Origin of the sequence: Pedobacter alluvionis, assembly GCF_003664035.1 — a bacterium.
Lineage (GTDB): Bacteria > Bacteroidota > Bacteroidia > Sphingobacteriales > Sphingobacteriaceae > Pedobacter > Pedobacter alluvionis.
Genome location: NZ_RCCK01000016.1, coordinates 202,209 through 222,049 on the forward strand (window position 1 = coordinate 202,209; position 19,841 = coordinate 222,049).

The 19,841-nt window shown below is 42.0% G+C and carries 13 protein-coding genes; 9 read left to right on the plus strand and 4 right to left on the minus strand.

Going from position 1 to position 19,841, the window contains the following annotated elements:
- Positions 1–22: 22 nt before the first annotated feature.
- From BCL90_RS24795 to BCL90_RS24810, 4 genes are all read right to left on the minus strand, one after another.
- Complete coding sequence (locus BCL90_RS24795; RefSeq protein WP_121287987.1) at positions 23–1,495, minus strand: SusD/RagB family nutrient-binding outer membrane lipoprotein; 1,473 nt, start codon at positions 1,493–1,495, stop codon at positions 23–25.
- A gap of 11 nt (positions 1,496–1,506) precedes the next feature.
- Positions 1,507–4,959, minus strand: coding sequence for a SusC/RagA family TonB-linked outer membrane protein (locus BCL90_RS24800; protein ID WP_121287988.1), 3,453 nt, complete (start codon positions 4,957–4,959; stop codon positions 1,507–1,509).
- Positions 4,960–5,056: 97 nt separating this feature from the next.
- Positions 5,057–6,082 (minus strand): FecR family protein, encoded by a 1,026-nt coding sequence (locus BCL90_RS24805; protein WP_166792271.1) that lies wholly within the window; start codon positions 6,080–6,082, stop codon positions 5,057–5,059.
- A 94-nt stretch (positions 6,083–6,176) separates the two neighbouring features.
- On the minus strand, positions 6,177–6,734 hold the full coding sequence (locus tag BCL90_RS24810; RefSeq protein WP_121287990.1) for an RNA polymerase sigma factor: 558 nt from the start codon (positions 6,732–6,734) through the stop codon (positions 6,177–6,179).
- Between the two features lie 257 nt (positions 6,735–6,991).
- Between BCL90_RS24810 and BCL90_RS24815 the strand changes: the two genes are divergently transcribed.
- From BCL90_RS24815 to BCL90_RS24855, 9 genes are all read left to right on the plus strand, one after another.
- Positions 6,992–7,267 (plus strand): hypothetical protein, encoded by a 276-nt coding sequence (locus BCL90_RS24815; RefSeq protein WP_121287991.1) that lies wholly within the window; start codon positions 6,992–6,994, stop codon positions 7,265–7,267.
- 663 nt (positions 7,268–7,930) lie between these two features.
- On the plus strand, positions 7,931–8,542 hold the full coding sequence (locus tag BCL90_RS24820; protein WP_121287992.1) for an RNA polymerase sigma-70 factor: 612 nt from the start codon (positions 7,931–7,933) through the stop codon (positions 8,540–8,542).
- A 79-nt stretch (positions 8,543–8,621) separates the two neighbouring features.
- Positions 8,622–9,638: a FecR family protein gene (locus tag BCL90_RS24825; protein WP_121287993.1), complete on the plus strand. Its 1,017-nt coding sequence runs from the start codon at positions 8,622–8,624 to the stop codon at positions 9,636–9,638.
- 166 nt (positions 9,639–9,804) lie between these two features.
- Positions 9,805–13,368: a TonB-dependent receptor gene (locus BCL90_RS24830; RefSeq protein ID WP_244095140.1), complete on the plus strand. Its 3,564-nt coding sequence runs from the start codon at positions 9,805–9,807 to the stop codon at positions 13,366–13,368.
- Entirely contained in the window at positions 13,368–15,101 is a 1,734-nt protein-coding gene (locus tag BCL90_RS24835) for a DUF4397 domain-containing protein (RefSeq protein ID WP_134380765.1), read from the plus strand. Before BCL90_RS24830 ends, BCL90_RS24835 begins: the two co-directional genes overlap by 1 nt.
- Entirely contained in the window at positions 15,101–16,336 is a 1,236-nt protein-coding gene (locus BCL90_RS24840) for a hypothetical protein (RefSeq protein WP_244095139.1), read from the plus strand. The genes BCL90_RS24835 and BCL90_RS24840 overlap by 1 nt, the downstream gene beginning before the upstream one ends.
- Positions 16,337–16,349: 13 nt before the next feature.
- Positions 16,350–17,459: a fasciclin domain-containing protein gene (locus BCL90_RS24845; protein WP_166792270.1), complete on the plus strand. Its 1,110-nt coding sequence runs from the start codon at positions 16,350–16,352 to the stop codon at positions 17,457–17,459.
- A gap of 15 nt (positions 17,460–17,474) precedes the next feature.
- Positions 17,475–18,809 (plus strand): fasciclin domain-containing protein, encoded by a 1,335-nt coding sequence (locus BCL90_RS24850; protein ID WP_166792269.1) that lies wholly within the window; start codon positions 17,475–17,477, stop codon positions 18,807–18,809.
- 3 nt (positions 18,810–18,812) lie between these two features.
- Positions 18,813–19,838, plus strand: a complete 1,026-nt coding sequence (locus BCL90_RS24855; RefSeq protein ID WP_244095138.1) for a fasciclin domain-containing protein — start codon at positions 18,813–18,815, stop codon at positions 19,836–19,838.
- Positions 19,839–19,841 lie beyond the last annotated feature (3 nt).

Here is a 19,841-nt window from a genome sequence, read left to right on the forward strand (position 1 = left end):
TTGTAATGATTAAGAATTTAATTTATTTAAGGGACCACATTAAGGTGTACTGATTATCAGCACCGAAAACAGCAACCGCTTTTTGATAATTGACGCGGTTTTTTGCGCTTTCCGAATCAGGATAGGTATAGCGTTTTGGTATGCCTCTTCCGGCCGCAAGCGGACCGGTAACAAAAGCAGGGTAGCCGGTGCGGCGCTGATCAAACCACCCTTCTGCACCTTTGAATAACATAGCCAGCCATTTCTGGGTAATTAACTGTTCAAGCGTAGCATTATATTTCACCAATTGCTGCTCATAGTAAGTTTGTGGGGCGGTTATGGCATAACTGCTCATCGATTCCCTGATGCCTTTATAGTACAGCGATTCTGCTGTTTCGCCGGGTACGGTAAGTTTTCCTTTTTGCACGGCTTCTGCTAAAATAAAACACTGCTCGGTATACGTGATGAGGCTGGCTTTTAACAAGGTGTTAGCAGTGCCTCCGTTTTTCCGGAAAAAAGCAGAAGAGAAAACGGAAACATGATCTTCGCCACCGTTATAGGCTGATGGCGCATCGATGGCATTGGGTACGCCCACATATCGGTTCAGATCTACCGTAGCACCTGTGGTGCTTTTTACCGGTTCTACCCAGACACCAAGTCTTGGGTCGGTCCTTTGGATCAGCTTGTCTACCAGTTCTTTGCTTACTTTGGTTTTCTGGTAATCGAAATCGATCATCGCCAAAGGTCCACCAGGCCAGCTATAGGCGGCAATATTGCCTAAATAGGCCATTTCGGCATTGTCTGCACTGCTTTCGAAGATAGGATATGCTGTTTTATCGTTCACAATTTCCTGCATCTCGGTAAAGGCTGGTGTATAGTTTTTCGAGATGCGCAGCAACATCCGCAGGCGCAACGTGTTGGCAAATTTTCGCCAGGCAAGGGTTTTGCCTTTAAAAAGTACATCGCCTTTGGCATTTATTTCCTGACTGTTGCCTTTCAATAGCTCGTTCGCTTCCCTTAATTCTTTCAACAAATCAGGATAGATGGCCTGTTGCTGATCGTATTCAGGGTAGATGAGGTTGGCCTCTTTCGATTTTAAGGCCTGCGAATAGGGGATATCGCCATATAAATCGGTAAGGTAGCCAAAGTTAAAAGCCTTCATGATTTTACCGATGGCAACATACTGGTTCTCGGAACGTTTCTGTGCCGTTTCCATAAAGGTTTTATTTACTGTTAAGCGGGCATAAATATCATCCCAGTCAACCGGACCCCAGTCTAACAGATCGTAACCGGTATTTCGCACCAGGGTAAGGTAGCGCGCTGCCGAAGCCGGTCTTCTGTTAACCGCATTTTCCTGGTAGGCATAAGCGGTAGAAACCAATACATCCGAGAGTAAAAACTCGGTATTGGTCGTTTCAGGTGCATTGGGATTGGTATTTATTTCTTCAAAATCTTTAGTACAGCTTGTAATCAGGGCAAGCAGCACGAAAAGCAGTGTGGTATATTTGAATTTCATTTTTGTACAGGTTAAAAGTTACAACTTAGTTTAAAACCGAATGAACGTGTACCCGGTAAAGTCCAGTGGCCTACGCCGAGTTTAAAGCCCTCGGTAACACTCATGGTCGTTTCCGGATCATAACCCAGTCCGTTGGCGGTCCAGGTGTACAGGTTCCGTCCGATAAGTGATAACGACAGGTTACTGATGGGCAGTTTACCCGTTACCTTTTTGTTGAATACGTAGGTTAAAGAAGCTTCCCTGATTTTCAGGAAGGAAGCAGAATACGTTAATCTTTCGTAGTATTTATTATAAGTGTTGTTATAAAAGTCAGAAGCTGCAATAATCACGGTGTTTTGGCTCAGGTTACCATTTGCATCAGCAATATAACCGGGAATAATCATCCCATCGTTCCGTTTTCTACCCTGCGAATCTGTCCATGGTAAACCACCGGTTTCCGCATCCCTGCCAGCCAGGGTATTATCGGTTAAACCGGCATTGATCAGGCTTTTAACCACGTACGAATAAAAATTACCGCCTTTTCGCCAGTCTAAAAGTACATTTAACGTAAAGTTTTGATAGCTGAAGGTATTGTTAAAGCCGACGGTAAAATCAGGGTTATAATTTCCCACCTTAATGTATTCGCTATTGTTGCGGATATAATGACCTGTTTTATCCAATAAAGCCGCTCCTGCATTTGGGCCGCTGCTTACCTTGGTATAGCTCGGCGTATAGAAGTCGCCGATTTTTGTACCCTCCTTAATCAGGTAACGGATATTATCCCCGTCGGCACTGCCCATCGAATATTCTTTTAAACCGTCTGATAACTCAATGACCTTATTTTCATTTTTGGTGAAGTTGACATTGGTTTCCCATTTAAAGCTGCCATCAAAAGGAACCGCATTTAATCCGATTTCCCAACCGCTGTTCTGGATATTTCCGGCATTGATTAATCGGTTGGATGAACCTGAGGCAATGGTGGTTGGGATGTTAATGATCTGGTTTCTTTTGTTTGTTTTATACCAGGTTACATCGATGCCTACACGGCTTTTAAAAAAGCGCAGGTCTCCGCCAAACTCGTAAGAAGTAGCAATTTCAGGTTTCAGGAAGTTGTTTTTAAGGTTAAACTCAATGGTAGCTCTTTTTACATCGCCCCAGTCCTGGTTAAACGGAATGGTATTGTACAATTGGTAAGGATCGGTATCACTACCCACCTGCGCCCAGTTGGCCCTTAGTTTAACAAACGACAACACATCTGATTTGATCTTGAACACATCGGTTATGATGGTGCTTAACGATGCGGAAGGATAAAAGTACGAATTGTTGCCGGCCGGGAGTGTACTCGACCAATCGTTCCTTCCTGTAAGATCAAGGAAAACCATATCCCTGAACGATACCTGACCGAGGCCATAAATACTATTGATGCGTTTGCGTGAATTGTATTGCGAATTTACGATGGTACCCGCCTGTGCATTGGCAATATTGTAAACACCCGGAATACTCAGGCTTTCTGTTTTCTGCGCGGTTGACCTGTTGGTCTGATTCATTTGGTTACCCCCGGCAGAAAGACTCAAAGACCAGTCCTGATTTAACAGTTTTTTATAGCTCAGTAAAAAATCGGTGTTCTGTTCCTTAAAGAAGGAATTATCTACACCATAACCCCCAAATTTAAACCGTTTAGAACTAAAAGGGCGTTTGGTTTCGTGCGCTTCATTGTACATATCAAGTCCGGTACGTACCATTAAGCTCAGGTTTTTGGTAATGTCGTAAACCGCCTGTACATTTCCGGTTAACCGGTTCCTGTCGTAGCCGTTGGTATGCTCATAAGCTACAAAATAAGGATTGTCAGAATCATCTGCTGAAAACTGCTCGATGTTTTCCCGTCCTGGTTTCCAGTAGTTTTTCAGGTCATTGATGTTCATATTAGGTGGAAGTGAATACAGCATCTGCGTAACACTTTCCCGGTAAGCCGATGGCCTGTTGTCGCTTTTATTGTTTACATAACCAATATTGGTGCTGATCTTTAATTTAGGATGCAGCACATAGGTGGCAGAAAGGTTAAGCGTATTCCTTTTCAGATCGGTATTGGGTACGATCCCTTTATTGCTCAGGTTGGTGTACGATAAGCGGTAATTACCATCCGCATTTTTTCCGCTGATGGAAATGTTGTTGGTATAGGTAGCACCGGTTTCATAAAAATCCTGTGGATTGTTAGGATGAGATACCCAATCAGTGGCAATTGGTTTTCCGCTGGCATCCAGGGGACTGTTCCATTGCAGGTGTTTTGTACCTGCATCAAGCCTCGGGCCCCATGCAGAGGTGGTAGAAGATGCAGGGTCGTCGGTATATTCGCCGCCGCCAAAGGTATGCTGAAAATGTGGGAACATCCATGCCTGATCGTACATGGCGTTTGAGTTAAAGTTTATCCCTAAACCCTTTTTATTTACCGAGCCACTTTTTGTGGTAATCAAAACCACACCACTTCCGGCCCTGCTGCCGTATAATGCGGCGGCACTTGCACCTTTTAATATGGTGATACTTTCTACATCATCCGGACTGATATCTGCAATCGGGCTACCATAATCAACCGATGAGCGGCCAACTTCTGATGTTGCACGAAGAGAATGTGCCACCGGAACGCCGTCTACCACAAATAAAGGCTGGTTGTCTGTCGCGATTGATGATTGGCCCCGGATGGTGATAAATGAACTTGATCCGGGATCAGCACCTGTGCTTACCACATTTACACCAGCTACTTTTCCGGCCAGTGAGTTGATCACATTCACCTCTTTTACCGTGTTTACATCGCTGCCTTTTACCGTGGCAATGGAATAACCAAGGGCTTTTTCTGCACGTTTAATACCTAAGGCGGTAACCACCACATCAGAGAGCGCCGTTTCATCAGGAGAGAGACTGATGTTTAGTTCAGTTTCGCCATTCAGGGCAACCTCCCTGCTTTGATAACCGATCATTTTAAAGATCAGTAAGGCCTGATTATTTAATACATTCAGGTTGAATTCTCCGTTTAAGTTGGTGCTGGTAGCGTTGTTGCTGCCTTTTTCAATTACGTTTACCCCCGGCACTGGCAGACCTTTTTCGTCAGTTACCTTACCTTTAATTCGTATCGACTTTTTGATAATGATCTGGTTTTTCTCGATCAGGTAGGTGAGCTGAAAAGGAGGTAATACCCGGTCGAGCAAAGCGCTTACAGCTTCATTTTCTGCCTTAAAACCACTTAGGTTTTGTTTTTCTATGGCATCTTTGTTGGTGTATACAAAATACAGGCCGGTTTTCTTTTCTATGGTTTTGAAAAGTTCCGTTAATGATCCCTTTTTGATATTGATACTTACTTTAACGTTTAATTGCTGTGCATTTACGGGTGATGCCTGCCCTACAAAGAGCATAGTGGAGAGCATGATGTAAATAAGGGTAAAAAAACGCATTACGCTAAAAATTAATTGACTAGTCACTGCGGACTTTTTCATAACTTTGTTTGTTTTAATCTTGATGGGTTAAAATAAAATTTAAAATTTCTTAGCTGTGGCATGCGCCAACATGCTGCAGCTATCTTTTACTCGGTGTTTAGTTACATCTACCTCCTTTTATATAAATAATCTGTTTGTTTATGGTATAATGGATATCAAATGTAAGCTCCAGTGTGCGCAACACCTCTTTTATGCTTACATTATCAAATTTTGCTGTCAGTTCACAGTTATCGAACGATCTGTCTGAAACTACCTTAAGGGCATATTTACGTGATATGGTCTGGAATACATCTTCCATAGGCGTTTTATTGAAATACATTTTTCCGATCCGCCAGTCAGTTGATGTTTTGGCATCTTCTACATTTTCGCGTACCAGGAGTGCCAATTTCATATTGTAAATTACTTTTTGATTTGGAAGAAGGTGGACCGCTGCTGATTGTGTGCCTGCCGAATCTCTCGAAACTGCTACCTTTCCGGTGAGTACAGTTACTTCTGGCCTGTAATTTTTCCATGCCCGGATGTTAAAACTGGTTCCCAGTACCCTGGTTTGGATATTCTGGCTTTTTACTATAAAAGGATGGGCAGGATCTCTTTTTACTTTAAAAAAAGCCTCTCCATTGAGTTTAACTGTTCTGATGCCGGCATGTTTCAGGTTTTGCGGAAAGCTGATGCTACTCCCTGAGTTTAACCAGATCTCGGAACTATCCGGAAGCAGTACATTAACGATTTTACCGGGCGCTGCAGTTTTGGTTGTCCACACCACCTGGTATTCATTAACCGGAAATGGCTTTTTATCGCTAGCCATAAAAAAGAGGAGTGCGCCAATAATTGCTGCAGCAGTTGCCGCCGGCCACCATTTTAATATTTTGAATTTTCTAACTGGAGTCTGATTTATCTGTTCTTTGATGCCGGCAAAACTTTCCTTCCACAATCCGTCATCGGGTAGTTGCGCGGTATCCTGCCATAACAATAATACCTCTTCCAACTGCTCCTCATGGTCAGGATCTTCACTTACCCAATCCCTGAGCTTTTTTTCAAGCAGTGCAATTTCAGCTTTACTGCTGCGCAAATCTTCCTTTACGGCCAAATATTCGAGTACTAATTTCCAGGTTTCCTGATCCATTCTCATGCTTTTGTATCTACAGAGACAAAGAAATGCAGGAGCACTACGGGCCGAAAGCTGTTAACTTTATATTAACAAATTATTAAGCGGTGCTTTACCTGAATTCAGCGCTGTTTTGCAATACTTTTTGCTGAAGAAACTGAAAGCCCTTTACCAGGTGGTCTTCTACTGTCCTCACCGATATATCGAGTAAAGCTGCAATTTCTTTATAACTAAAGCCATCAATCCGGTATAGGTAGAAAATAAGCCGTCGCCGTTCAGGCATCTGATCAATCAGTGCATAAAGTACACGGTTCCGGTCTTTGTTCTGGAAAGCCTGTGACGGCGTTTCTTTAAGATCGATAATTTCCGGGGCTTCTTCTTCGTTATCAATACGCAGGAAATTGGCTTTGGGGATTTTATGGTAGTTGATAGCAGCATTTTTAACGGCGCGGAAAAGATATGCTTTTTCATCAGCGATCATGGTGCTGTTTTTCCAGATGGCTATAAATACGTCATTTAGAACGAGCTGTGCATCTTCTATATCCTTTACCAGGTAAATGGCGTACTTTTTCAGCGTGGGGTACATACGGCGATAAAGATCTTCGAAAGATTTTTCATCAAAGCTCTTTTCTTCATTGTTGTTAAAACCGGCAGTATTGTTTTCGCCCATAAAATTATCGCGTCAAAATTAAAATTCAGAAACGATACCCATATTAACTCAATATTAAATACTCGGGGTTATTTTGCGTTCAGGTATCAAAGGTCTGAGAAGGAATATTAAGCATTGGACTCTTTTTAAATCTGTTTTTCTTTGGGATATTTAATTAGTGTTAAATTACAGGCAGGTTAATTCATTGTTAAGGATCCTTTTTATCTTGTTATAATGATAATTTAACATTAAATTCATTATTAGGTAACTTTGTGCCAATGAAATTTCCCCTTTTTCTTTACTACGAGCTACTGATCAGATTGACCATTTTTAAACCTGAGATTGGAGAATTCCAATCTGCACTGCCTTTTGATGATCATGTGCTGCTCAAAACCGATAAGGGAATGATGGAGATCCCAATAGATATCATGAACATGCAGTTCAACGATCCAGAATTGATCCCGGAGCAGGAGATAGGCAAACTTGCTGCTGCCTTTCGGCCCTATAACGAAATTGACTCGATGACCGGTAGACCGGTTTCAAATGCCTCCTAAAGCAAGCTTAAAGTATCACTTCGGCACTTACCAGAAATGCTGTCATAAGCAGTTCATTGAGTGAACATACAGAGGGATCCTAAAAAAATAGCTTGCTATACCGAAAAGTGAAAAAAAGGATTGAGATGCTTTTGTTGTTTCAGCAGGCATAGCAAATTTTATTAGTGCCAATGATGCCAGGAATTTAATGCTATTTACCGTTTGTTTAAGTTGAACAGACCGGCAAAACCTCAGGAATAGCCCTATATTATCAAACTGTTAAACTTTTGCTTTGCACTTTTAAATGCAAGCTGACTTACTACTTTTGCGGCGATCAAAAGAAATGATCGTGTAGAGCGCTGGCCGGTAGCATGCCGAAGGTTCGATTCCTTCCTCTACAACTCCATTAAATCCTTACTATCAGTATTTATTCACTCAGACTTGGTCTGGATCGAAACTTCATTTTTTGTTCATGTTTAGTTTCTAGGTTTGTGACATAGATATTGGTTAAATCTATTAGGTTTTGGTTAGGTAAAAATAAGCTGCAACGAATGTTGCGGCTTATTTGTTTTATTTCCACCACATTCTGCAGGATAAAGTAATGTTCAATAACTTAATATTGCCTTAATATACAGCGTTGCTATAGGTTTTATTTTTGCCGAACAGAGATTCTCTTCGCAAGGCATGTTCAACGAAATAAAAGATTTATCAGATGCAGTACTATTAAAAAAGCATAAAAACGGAAGTTCTGCTGCCTTCGATCTTCTCTTTAAACGGTACTATTCAGCCTTATACCGTTATGCCCTAAAAAATAGTAAAGATAACTGTGTTGCCGAAGAATTGGTAATGGATGTGATGCTGGGCCTGTGGAAAAAACAGGGTGACCTTTCAATTGAAACCGATCTGGCTCCATACCTTTACCGGGCGGTTAAAAATGCATTGTACAATCATTACCGTAAAAAAATAATGGCCACCGTTGAGCTTGATGAACAGCTCGATGCCGATGCTGTACAATCGAGGCCTGCCGATGATGCGCTGGTATATGCACAGCTTGAAGAAATTTACCGCGAAAAACTAGCAGAGTTAAGTCCTGCACGCAGAAAAGTATTCCAGATGAGCAGGGAAGAAAATAAAACCTATGCCGAAATTGCCAGCGATATGAATCTTTCTGTAAATACGGTAGAAAATTATATGGTTGCTGCACTCAGCTTTTTCCGAAAGCATATAAAAGAACATGCCGATTTTACCCTTTTTTTGCTTTTAGCGCCACATATCCTGTTGTTTCTGCCTTCTTAAATAAAAAAAGACATTTTTTTATCTTTTGATAGGTGGTACGCTTAAAAAGTTGTGTTATGACTATTGAAGAACAACATCAATGGATCATAGAACAGAAAAAAAAGCCCTCATCAGAAAATACATTAATGGCGGATGTTCAGCGGAAGAAACTGCTGAAATAAAATCGCTGTTAGCTACCGGTGACCTTTCTGTTCTTTTTGAGGAGGTAATGGACGAGATTGCATCATCAGATGTAGATCAATACCACGAACCGGATCTTGAGCAGGCTTTGGCGAAATTCCACGAAAAACAATCAGCGGAAAATACAGAAGGAAATATATTGCCCTTATCATCAAAAAAGATAAAACTGCGCAGGTATTTGTCGTATGCTGCGGCTATTTTATTGCTTATCGGTTCTATTTCACTGTTAATCCCCAGACTGAGCAAAAAAACTCAATCTTATGCATTGGTTTACCAACATTTCGAAAATCCAAAAGGCAAGCGTTCCAAAATCCTGCTGCCAGATAGTTCGGTGGTTTATCTGGGCTCAGGCAGTACGCTTTCTTTCCCCGCAAAATTTGCCACCAATGTGCGGGCCATCTCTTTAAGCGGAGAAGCTTTTTTTGAAGTCACCAAAAATCCGAAAAGGCCATTTATCATTCATACCGGAAATATAGTAACCAGGGTATTGGGTACCTCTTTTAAAGTTGATGCTTTTATGAACCAACCAGTGAGTGTTTTGGTCAGTACCGGAAAGGTAAGGGTAGACCGGAAGGTGAAGAAAGTATTACATCCCATTGCCGTCTTGTTGCCTGGCCAAAGTGTGGTATGGGATGAGAAAACCCAGCAAAGCAAACTCGGTACTACACCAGTTAGCGATATTATGGGGTGGAAAGATGGTAAACTGGTATTCAGGAAAACGAAGCTGGCTGATATTGCCACTATTTTAGAAAGAACTTACAATGTTGCCATTACCATACATCATTCTGCAGTAGCTGAAAGGCAGATCAGGGTGAATTTAACCACCGATATCCCCTTAAGTAAGCTGATCAGGATATTAAGCATTGCAGGCAACTTTAAATATAAAATCAATCAAAATCATGTTAACATTTTTTAGGAGAGAAAGGATGGGGATGTAACAAACAGACTAAAAATAAAAACGTCCCCCTTTGAGGGAGGACGCGTAAATCATCAACGGACTGGCTGTTTTCGAAGACCCGTCGGCCCGAGATAAAGTATTCATAATATCCGCCCAAAGGCGAAAAATCATAATGATCAAAAATATGCAAAAAGTATTACATCTGCATGTTTCTTTTCAATATGCAAGGCAATGTTATAATGCCTTGTACCATGTTAAAAAGAAACTGAGGCAGGTGGCTGATAACAATCTGTCCGCAGATAAAATTTATTTCTTTATGAAATGCTCTTTTCTAGTGATCCTTGCAAATCTTACCGGCTTAGGGCTACTCTTTGCCAGTAATGTATCAGGTCAGGATCTGAATCGGAAAATCAAACTCAAACTTGAAGCTGCAACGATAGAAAATAGTTTGGCTGTTGTAGAGAAACAGGGCAATATCCAGATTAATGTAGCGGTAAACCTGTTGAACAAGGTAAGTAAAAAGGTAAACCTCAGTACCGAAAACATGACCGTTGCGGAGGCATTGAACAACATTTTAGCCAATACCAACCTCAAATACAGTGTTGTAGAAGGTTATGTGGTCATTACCCGAAAACCTGTGCCCATTTTAATTACCGGAACCGTTCTCGATGAAAAGACCAGGGAAACACTGATCGGGGTAAGTATAAAGGTTAAAGGCGGAACAGCTGCGGCCTCGACAGATGTGAACGGAAATTTCAGGATTACCGTTCCCGAGGGAGGTGCCACCCTGCTTATTTCTTACATGGGTTACATGAGTCGCGAAATTAAGGTAGATGCCAGTACAAAAGTATTGAACATTGCTTTAAAAGCTTCATCAACACAGTTAAATGAGGTAATGGTACAGGCCAGGAGAAAGGCAAATACCGAAGTGGCCGTATTGGAAGAACGCAAAAAGTCGTCGATCATCCAGGATGCAATATCTTCTCAACAAATCGAGCGTACGGGTAGTATTACCACCACACAGGCTTTACAAAGGGTGTCGGGTGTTACGGTGACGGACGATAAATACGTGGCCATCCGCGGTTTGGGCGATAGAAGTGTAATTGGGCAGTTGAACGGCGTACGTTTGGCCTCGTCTGATCCTGACAGAAGCACGATCCCTTTGGATCTGGTTCCGGCATCACTGCTCGATAACATTACCATTTATAAAACCGTAACCCCCGATAAACCGGCCGATGCAGCCGCAGGTATTGTGGAGCTTAAAACCAAATCTGTTCCGGAAAAAGAAACTTTCGAAATCATTGCCCAGTCGGGTGTAAACTCAAATGTGGGTATCGGCGGACAGTACAATAGCTTCTGGAACAGCGATATGGGGGCATTTGGCAATAAAATCAGTAATAAAAACTTAAGCAGCGAATTTAAAAACCTCGCCAGCCAATATCCAAATGGTTTGGGGTCTATACAGAGCATGATTGCCAACAGCAATTATAGCCCGACAGCCTACCAGGAAGTCAACCGCATCAACAACATCATGCAGTCTTTCGATCCGGTAATGACTACGCAGTACAAAAAAGCACCGCTAAACCAGTTGTATTCGGCTACCTATGGCAATAGCTTTAATATTTTTAAAAAGCATAAACTGGGCTTAATTATGGGCGGAAATTATTATCGCCGCATTACCGATATCAGCGGAGGCGATTTAACCCAGTATAGCATTTACCAGGGCGTGGTTACCGGTAACCCAGATGTGTACAGTCCACGTAATATTCCAAACTACATTACACCAAACAGTTTATTTATGGGTAAATATCAAACTTATAAAGAAAACACAGGTGTAGAAACGTTAAACTATGGCACTTTGGTGGGCGTTACTTATCAGTTTAATAAACGTAACGAAATCAGCATGCAATACCTGGGCAGCTGGGGCGGCGAAACCAAAGCCACTAATTTAGCTGGCCGCTACGAATATACGGGATTACCTGGAGAGGTTAAAACAACAACTTATTCGTTAAAACAAACCTTCCGTAACCTCAACACTTTTAACTTACAGGGCGAGCATAAATTTTTTGATAAAGAATTATCGCCACGTTTAAGTTATAATGTGGCCAGTTCACGGTCGAAACAGAATGATCCTGATTTCCGTTTTGCCAGTTTAGCCGACTACAGCCCGAGGGGTGGTGGTTACTATACCGTTGGAACAGGAAGTAATGCGCCGGCAACTGTTTATACCAAACATCTTTATGCCTTAACCTCAGGTTATGTAAATGGTTTTGGTCCTTACGGCATTATCCAGGCCGAGCCTAACGGAAGAAGATGGAGGAACCTTGATGAGAAAAATTACAATTATAAAGGCGATTTAAGTATCCCTTTTAAACTGTTCGGACAAAAACAGGAGCTAAAAACTGGTGTAAATTATTTGTTCAGAGACCGTGATTTTAGTGAAAACCAGCTCTTTCTGCCGGGATCTAACTTCACCAGCAATAGGGCCTTACCGCTTTACGGTGCCGAAGGCAACCTGAACCGCCTGTTGAGCAGCGAATTTATCGGTGTTAAATTGCCTGCCGGAAATCAGGGTGAAGGCATGATGCCGATTGGCGGGTTTTTATATAACAGTCAGAAATCGCCCAATAATTATACAGGTTATTTCGAAACCAATGCTTTTTATGGCATGCTCGATTTAAAGCTGACCGAAAAACTGCGTATTGCAGGCGGTGTCCGCTTCGAAATGACCAATATTGGTTCTTCGGTTGATACCTCGGGTGTATTTTTAGATCCTTCGCTAACCGCAGGCGGTGCAAATGGAAGCAAAATCCCATTAAACCCGATAAATCCAAACTCGGTATATAAAACAGGTTATAAACCATTTTACTCGGTTAACGCAACCTATACGCTAAACGATAACATGAATTTCCGGACTGCTTATAATACAACGCTGGCCCGCCCTGAGTTAAGGGAAATCACTAATGTTTTCGAATTTGATGCCTTTCAGATGGGTTTAGTTGTTGGTAATCCAAACCTTAAAAACCAATTTACCCAAAACCTCGATTTCAGGTGGGAATGGTTTCCTTCAAAAGGAGAGGTGCTTGCCGTTTCGGCATTTGGTAAACGCATAGAAAACCAACTGGTAAAAGTTTTTAGCTTGCAAACTGCTGGTTTAGCCGCTACCTATCCCGAGTTTCCAACCATTCAGTTCCAGAACGATCCTAACGTAGGCCGGGTGTGGGGACTTGAATTAGAGGTAGTGAAAAGCCTGGGCAATATCTGGGATCCATTGAAGAATTTCTATTTCGGTTCTAACTTGTTGCTGGCACAGAGCGACATTAAAAAAACACCTGAACGTTACGAAGCCATCCGATCGCTCGATCGTTATACGCCAAAAAACAGTCCGCTTTTTGAACAGGCACCTTATTCCATCAATGCCTGGTTAAATTACGAAAACCCAAAATCGGGCTCTGATTTTACCCTAACCTTTAATGTAGTGGGCGAACGTTTGGTACAGATTAACCTCACCGGCGAACCCGACTTATATACCCGTCCGGTGCCTGTTTTAGATTTTGTATTCAGTCAGCGCCTGACCAAAAGTGTCAAATTTAAGGGGTATGCCAAAAACATCCTTAATCCCGATATCAAAACCGTGTATGCGAACCCGCAAACAGGCGGCAAATGGTATGGCAACGAGTATATCAACCGAAGTTATACCCGCGGTGCCGAAATTATGTTAGGCTTTACCTATAATCTATTTAAATAATGAATAAGATAAATTATAAATGCTTTAGTCTGCTCTGCTTCAGTATGATGCTGCTGTTTCAGGCCTGTAAAAAGGACAAGGTAGATTTTGAGACAGACAACAGAGTTTTAACCCAGAACCGGACCAACTCAACCACCCGCATTATTAATGTAGCAGGTTTTAACCAGGTGATTGCCAATGGCGATAGTCTGACCAATTTTATCGTGAGGGAACCTAACAAACCGAACAGTCAGCAGTATCCGGGTACCTCTTATTTTCCATCGAACGGACAGCTGGGAAAAACCTGGTTTGTTCCGCAAGACCTGTTTAATGCACAGGAAACTGCAAAACTCGATTTTACAGTAAGAAGTTATACCCCTGTATTTGCCAGCAATGTAAAACTCGATGTAAAAAACGATTACAGCAATCCAACCGATTATTTTTTGTTGCCAACTTTTGCAATGGATGGTCAGCAAGAAGTGGTACCCGTAAAAAGAGGTGTTTCGGTAGCTTCGAAACCCGATTATTTTAAAATCAGGATTGTAAACCTTTCCGGAACAATTAAAAATCCTGCAGTTAACAGTAGTGGCATGCAGGAAGATTTAAGCGGAGCCGTATCGCTGGCTTATGCCGATGGCACTTTGGTTGATGCAAAGACCAATAATATCAGTTCGGCAATCAAAACTTCAGAATATATAGAACTGCCTTACGGAACCTATCAGTTTAAAATACTCATGGCTGATGGCAGACAGATGCCAGCCTTAGGCGCAGGTTTAGATGCCATAACGCTGATTGATCCGCCTACATCAAGCATTCCTGTTAATTTGATGAATTCGACCAAACAAACTTATGCACCCATCCAAACTTACCAGCCAGGAGGGATTTACACCATTTTAATTGCGCCGCAAAAATTTGATTACTTGATTAACGAAGTTGATGAAACGGCATCAACCTATCAAAATTCCTTTCAGGTAATTAGCGATAACAGTCCATCGGCCAATACTACTTATTTCAGGGTACAGGGCGTAAACGGCCTGGCAGCGCAAAATGTAAGTTTTAAGGTAGATGGAAAAACAATAACCAGCAATTTAGCTTTTGGTACGGCTGGCGCATATACAAACCTGATCCAGGGCAGTCACACCGTTGAGGCTGTAGATGCATCGGGCAAAACCATTGCCAGTACCAGTCAGGTGCTTCGTCCGGCGCAAAACTATACCGCATGGTTATATCCCGATCAATCAGATGCGCCAAAAATACTCCTGGTAGCCAACGATTTAAGTGGTGTAACCTATCTAGGGGCAGAAGACGATGCGACTTACAGCCGCAATCAATACTATTATTTCTTCTTTAAAAGGTTTTTAAATCTTTCAACAGGCAACCCTTATATCACTTTTACACAAAGCAACGGGCAATCTTCAGCCGGAGGAAATGATAACGCGAATGCGGGTGTTAATCTTCAACCTGGTCTGCCCTTGTTCGAACGTCCTTATATCAGCAATGTCTACACACAAAAAGCATTCGAAATTATGGCCTATCGTTCTAAACCCAATGTGGTGCCGGGTATATGGGCCAATGATATCGAGGTGTTAAAAAGCGATGCCTTTATTGCCGACAAAAACCTTTATCAGAAAGTAGGGCGCGGATTGCCTGTACAAGAGCCTGGAATTTATACTGTGGGCCTTATCGGCCAGTCGGGCACAGGCAGTACACCTGCAAATAAAGCAAGAATGATCATTATCAAACACAACAAATAATGAAAAACGAGAGATTAAATCAGAGAATGATAAAAACCGGATTTCTACAGTGGGCATGGCTTTTTGCTGTGTGTTTTCTGTTGCTCAATTCGGGTTGCGTTAAGGTAGAATACTCTAAGATCGACGATCCGGCATATTTGAGGGTATTCAATAACCTTAATTATATACAAACGCTTGGCAGTAAGGACAATAAAGTGCCGTTTTTTTGCATGCTCATCAATCCGGTATTGGATGCTAACGGCATACCAACAAGCGCCGAAATTGTAGGCGACTTTTTAGATCAGCGTGATGCCTACGCACCTCCATATCCATCACATATTGGTACCAGTACATCGGTTAACAATCCAGAATATCCGGGAAAGGAAAATGTATTGGTTGGGCCCATTTTAAACGGTTTCGATTTAAGCAGCTGGGCACAGGTGCCATCAGGCAAAATGCGGATCATGTTTGCTTACCGCCCGAAAAATACAGTGCCCTTTTTTCAATTGGAGAACCAGCTAAAAAAAGATATCCTGATCGATACCGTACTTAATCTCACCAGTAAAGAGGTATATACCCTGCACGTACTGCAAAAAGATTTTGTAACCAAAAGAACTGGTCTTTTACTCCGTCAGGAGATTTTTCAAAAGCTGCCTTTATCTGATTCGCTTACCTATGTGAACTTTTACAACATGAGCGCCAAAGGCTATTGGGAAGCCGATAAATCGCTTAAGGCCCAAGATTATTTGATGGCCAGTTTTCAGGGTGGAATGAAAGATGAAATGAATGTTTTTCTGTCGCTTTACGAAGATCAAAGTATTTTGAGCGCCAGAGCAGCCACTATACCTGGTTTTAAGGGAAAATATATTGCCAATGTTAAACTGAATACGGCAATAAGTGATGTAAATCCTTATGTAAGTTTCCCGGTCTGGGCAAGTAATACCGGCAATGGCATCACCACAAATATGTGGCAAAGGTTCGATTTTTTTGTGCCGGGGATGGATGTTTCCAATAATCCTTTTTACGAAGCCTCAACCGATAACGGGGGCAACTGGGTTTCGGTTAACTGTTTGCAGAATGGCAAAGTAAAGATGACGAGCAACGACAATGCGGCCATACTGCCCAATTTGCTGGTCAACATCCATTCAGGTGTAAATAACCCTAAAACTTTTGCCACGGTTAATACCATCGAAGTGGTTAATGGCAGGGTTTATTTAACCACCATTCAACGAAAATATGCACCGCCCATTTATTAAAAACATGATTTCAATGAAAAAACTAAATAATGTAAAGGATAGCAAACCGGTTTTACATATAGGGAAAATGCTTTTTGCATTGGCAATGGCTTTACAGCTGCTTTTTATTACAGGCTGTAAACACGATGATTTATCGGTAGCCTTACCCAACGAAAACATTCGTCCGGCAGCTGATTTTGTGAAGAACAATTACGAAATGCGCCTTTTTTATGCCGCACTCAAAAAAACAGGCTATACCGAACAGTTAAACGGAGCCGGACCTTTTACCGTGTTTGCACCAACTGATGAAGCTTTTAACCGCCTGGGTATTTACAGCACGGCCGATTTTGACAAAATGAATGTTGATAGTTTAAAAAAAATAATCGGCTATCATATTCTGCCCCGTAAACTGATGGTAAATGATATGCCGAGCAATGGGGTAGATATACGTTATGCCACGCTGAGCGGTTCGGAACTCTATCTGTCACGGGCGGCTTTTAATCCCAGTGGAGGTGAGGTAAACGAGCTTTACATTGATGGGGTGGAAGTGATCAGGAAAGATGTGGTTGTAGCCAATGGCGTACTGCATTTAATTGATAATGTAATGAAACCAAACTTTAACAAAACGGTACAGCAGTGGCTGGCAGAACATGCCGATTACAGTGTGTTTGTTAAAGGACTAAAAAAGTTTAACCTGTGGGATCAGCTGGCCACCGGAGAAACATTCACCATTTTTGCACCCAATAACCAGGCCCTCGAAAATGTGGGTATTACTGAAGCTTCTTTAAATACCTTAGAGACCGGTAAATACATTGGTGACCGCCTTTTTGGGGCTTACATTTTATACGGCAGGCACTTTTTTATCTCCGATTCCCAGGTGTTTTCACTAATCAATTCTAACGGCGTCTATAACTATTTCCTTAAAAAAGATAGCTATTACATGAATTTCGGAGGGGGGAAGTTATATCCAGAATTTAAGCTGGGTTATTCCCTTACGCTGCGTAGCGGTAACACGGTTTCTGATGTCATCTTAAACTCGGTAACCAGCAATTTAACCGCAAAAAACGATAACCTGTGTAGCAACGGCATTGTCCATCACTTAATCAGTGGATTGGTTAGGCCAGAGCAAGCGATCAAGAAATAATATATCATCATGAATATGAGAAATTTAAAAAACTTTTGGGTATTCGTTTTATGGGCATTTATCCTCTTTTTAGGTGCCTGCTCCAAAACGGAATTTATACCCGATCCTGAAGGAACCCAGGTTCCATATCAAAGCGACGCTACACAAACTGTAGAACAGCTGCTGACTGCTTCGCCTGCAAAACTGTTTTACAGTGCCTGGCAAAAAAGCAATATCAAAAATATCCTTAAGCAACAAGGGAGCAAAGTGGTATTTACGGTTTTCGCACCGAACGATGCTGCCATGCAGGCTGCAGGTTTAAGCGCCAGTGCCATTAATCAGATGCCCGTAGAAGAATTGGATAGTTTGATGATGTTTTATACCACCATTGGCCCGGTGACCAAGGATGAATTGAAACTGAGGAGCGATAATTTTATGGTAAAAAGCCTGTTGCTCCATCCCGGTTTGTATGTAAAGTATTATGACAATGCCGAAAGCAATAGTCAGTATGATTTATACTATTACAGGCATTATGTAGGGCTAAAAGGTGAAGATTTACTGATGAACGGTAAAAATGTGGGTAAGTTGAATTACCTGCCTGCCACCAACGGCGGACTTTACATTATGGAAAAAGCTGTAGAAAGACCTACAAAAACCATGTTGGAAGCTTTAAAAGCCGATGGTAGGTTTAATATGTTCATCGAATCGCAGCGCCTGGCAGATGAGCTTTTTCTGAATAAAATTGGCGACGATATTGAGGCCGTGTTCGGGGACAGGTTAGCGCCTGAGGATATTATGAGAGACTATGCCTACAACCGTCTTTATTATAAAAAGGATTGGGGAATAGAAACACCTCCATATCCTGGTTATACAGGACCAAATATTACGGTCTCCACTTTGTTTGCCCCAACTGATGAAGCTTTTCATCAGGCCGGATTTCAAACCGTTGCTGATATCCTGAAATTTAACGAACGCAGTATGGACGGGGTTTTTTTTGATGAAAATACCTATTCGGCAACAGGTGCTTTCCCGATGGATACCGTGTACAATTTTCACCGTAACTGGGGCAGGATGTTTCAGCCTGTAACTGCAGGCGGTGATAAGACCATGAATAATGCAACGGTATTTTATAGTAATGTGCTGCGCCCGGCACTCAATACTTATCCGGTTAATATTGGCGGAAATCCTCCGGTAGAATATGCCTATACCATGCCACTGGAGTTTTCACTCAGCAATAATAATGTTCAGCTTAAAGTAAAGGGTTCTGAGTATCCTGCGGCAAACGTTGTTGATACGGATATCAATACGCTAAACGGACCAATACATGTAGTAGACCGCCTACTTTTCCCCAAAGGATTTAAACTTAAATAGAACATGGCACAGCAATTTAACCAATACCATAAGAATACCTTATTTTCTTTATTGCTGATGGCCATTTTGGGTACATCGTGTAGTAAAGATGAAAATAAAATAAGCGATTACGACAACAATAAAATTAACCTCGTTATTGCCGATAATTTTAATCTATCGGCCTTTAGCGCCGCTTTAAAACGCAGTGGGCTTGATAAAACTTTACAGGAAGGAGCAGGGCCCTATACAGCTCTAGTTCCGTCTGATGCGGCATTTTCTCTGTCGGGTTATGCAAATGCGGTAAGTGTACTCACCGCAAACCCCACCATCATTTCGCGTATTGCCCAATATCATACCCTGGATGGAAAATACGAGCTGAACAAACTGCCCTACCTGTTTAACCAGGAATTGCGCTCGCGCGGGGGTAAATTGTATGCCACACACTGGATCAAGGGAACCGATACTGTGTTAACCTTAAACGGTTCGCGTATTATCTCGCAGAATATCCCGGCATCAAATGGATTGATCCAGGTACTTAATCGTGTGTTAAGTCCTTATCTGCACGATTTACTTGGCGATGCCGTTTCCGCTGAGCCGAGCATTACCCTTTTTACACAGGCTTTAAAAAGTTCTGGTTTGCTCGAAACCATTAATGGGGCAGGGCCTTATACCATTTTTGCGCCCAGCAACCAGGCCATGCAGGCCATGGGTTATGCCAGCGTAGAACAGATCAATAATACTGATGTAGAGGTGTTGAAACGCCTGGTAAATTACCATATCGTAAAAGACAGGCGGTTTATTTACGATTATATCCTCAGTACCGGATCGTCCAATACCAGCCGTCAGGCCATGCTCGATGGTAATTCGGTAACCATGACTTTAACACCAGATTCTAGTGTTCCGGGTAGTTTTAATGGCATAACCTTAAGGGGAATCGGAAATACAACGGCAGTAAAACTGGTTAAACAGGATATCCTGGCTGGAAATGGCGTATTACATATTATAGATGGTGCTTTACGGATTACCCAACAGGAAACCTTAAGCAATTAAAAT

Coding starts and splice junctions, on each gene's coding strand:
- BCL90_RS24795 (WP_121287987.1), bottom strand. CDS start 1,495: ATGAAATTCAAATATACCACACTGCTTTTCGTGCTGCTTGCCCTGATT.
- BCL90_RS24800 (WP_121287988.1), bottom strand. CDS start 4,959: ATGAAAAAGTCCGCAGTGACTAGTCAATTAATTTTTAGCGTAATGCGT.
- BCL90_RS24805 (WP_166792271.1), bottom strand. CDS start 6,082: ATGGATCAGGAAACCTGGAAATTAGTACTCGAATATTTGGCCGTAAAG.
- BCL90_RS24810 (WP_121287990.1), bottom strand. CDS start 6,734: ATGGGCGAAAACAATACTGCCGGTTTTAACAACAATGAAGAAAAGAGC.
- BCL90_RS24815 (WP_121287991.1), top strand. CDS start 6,992: ATGAAATTTCCCCTTTTTCTTTACTACGAGCTACTGATCAGATTGACC.
- BCL90_RS24820 (WP_121287992.1), top strand. CDS start 7,931: ATGTTCAACGAAATAAAAGATTTATCAGATGCAGTACTATTAAAAAAG.
- BCL90_RS24825 (WP_121287993.1), top strand. CDS start 8,622: ATGGATCATAGAACAGAAAAAAAAGCCCTCATCAGAAAATACATTAAT.
- BCL90_RS24830 (WP_244095140.1), top strand. CDS start 9,805: ATGCAAAAAGTATTACATCTGCATGTTTCTTTTCAATATGCAAGGCAA.
- BCL90_RS24835 (WP_134380765.1), top strand. CDS start 13,368: ATGAATAAGATAAATTATAAATGCTTTAGTCTGCTCTGCTTCAGTATG.
- BCL90_RS24840 (WP_244095139.1), top strand. CDS start 15,101: ATGAAAAACGAGAGATTAAATCAGAGAATGATAAAAACCGGATTTCTA.
- BCL90_RS24845 (WP_166792270.1), top strand. CDS start 16,350: ATGAAAAAACTAAATAATGTAAAGGATAGCAAACCGGTTTTACATATA.
- BCL90_RS24850 (WP_166792269.1), top strand. CDS start 17,475: ATGAGAAATTTAAAAAACTTTTGGGTATTCGTTTTATGGGCATTTATC.
- BCL90_RS24855 (WP_244095138.1), top strand. CDS start 18,813: ATGGCACAGCAATTTAACCAATACCATAAGAATACCTTATTTTCTTTA.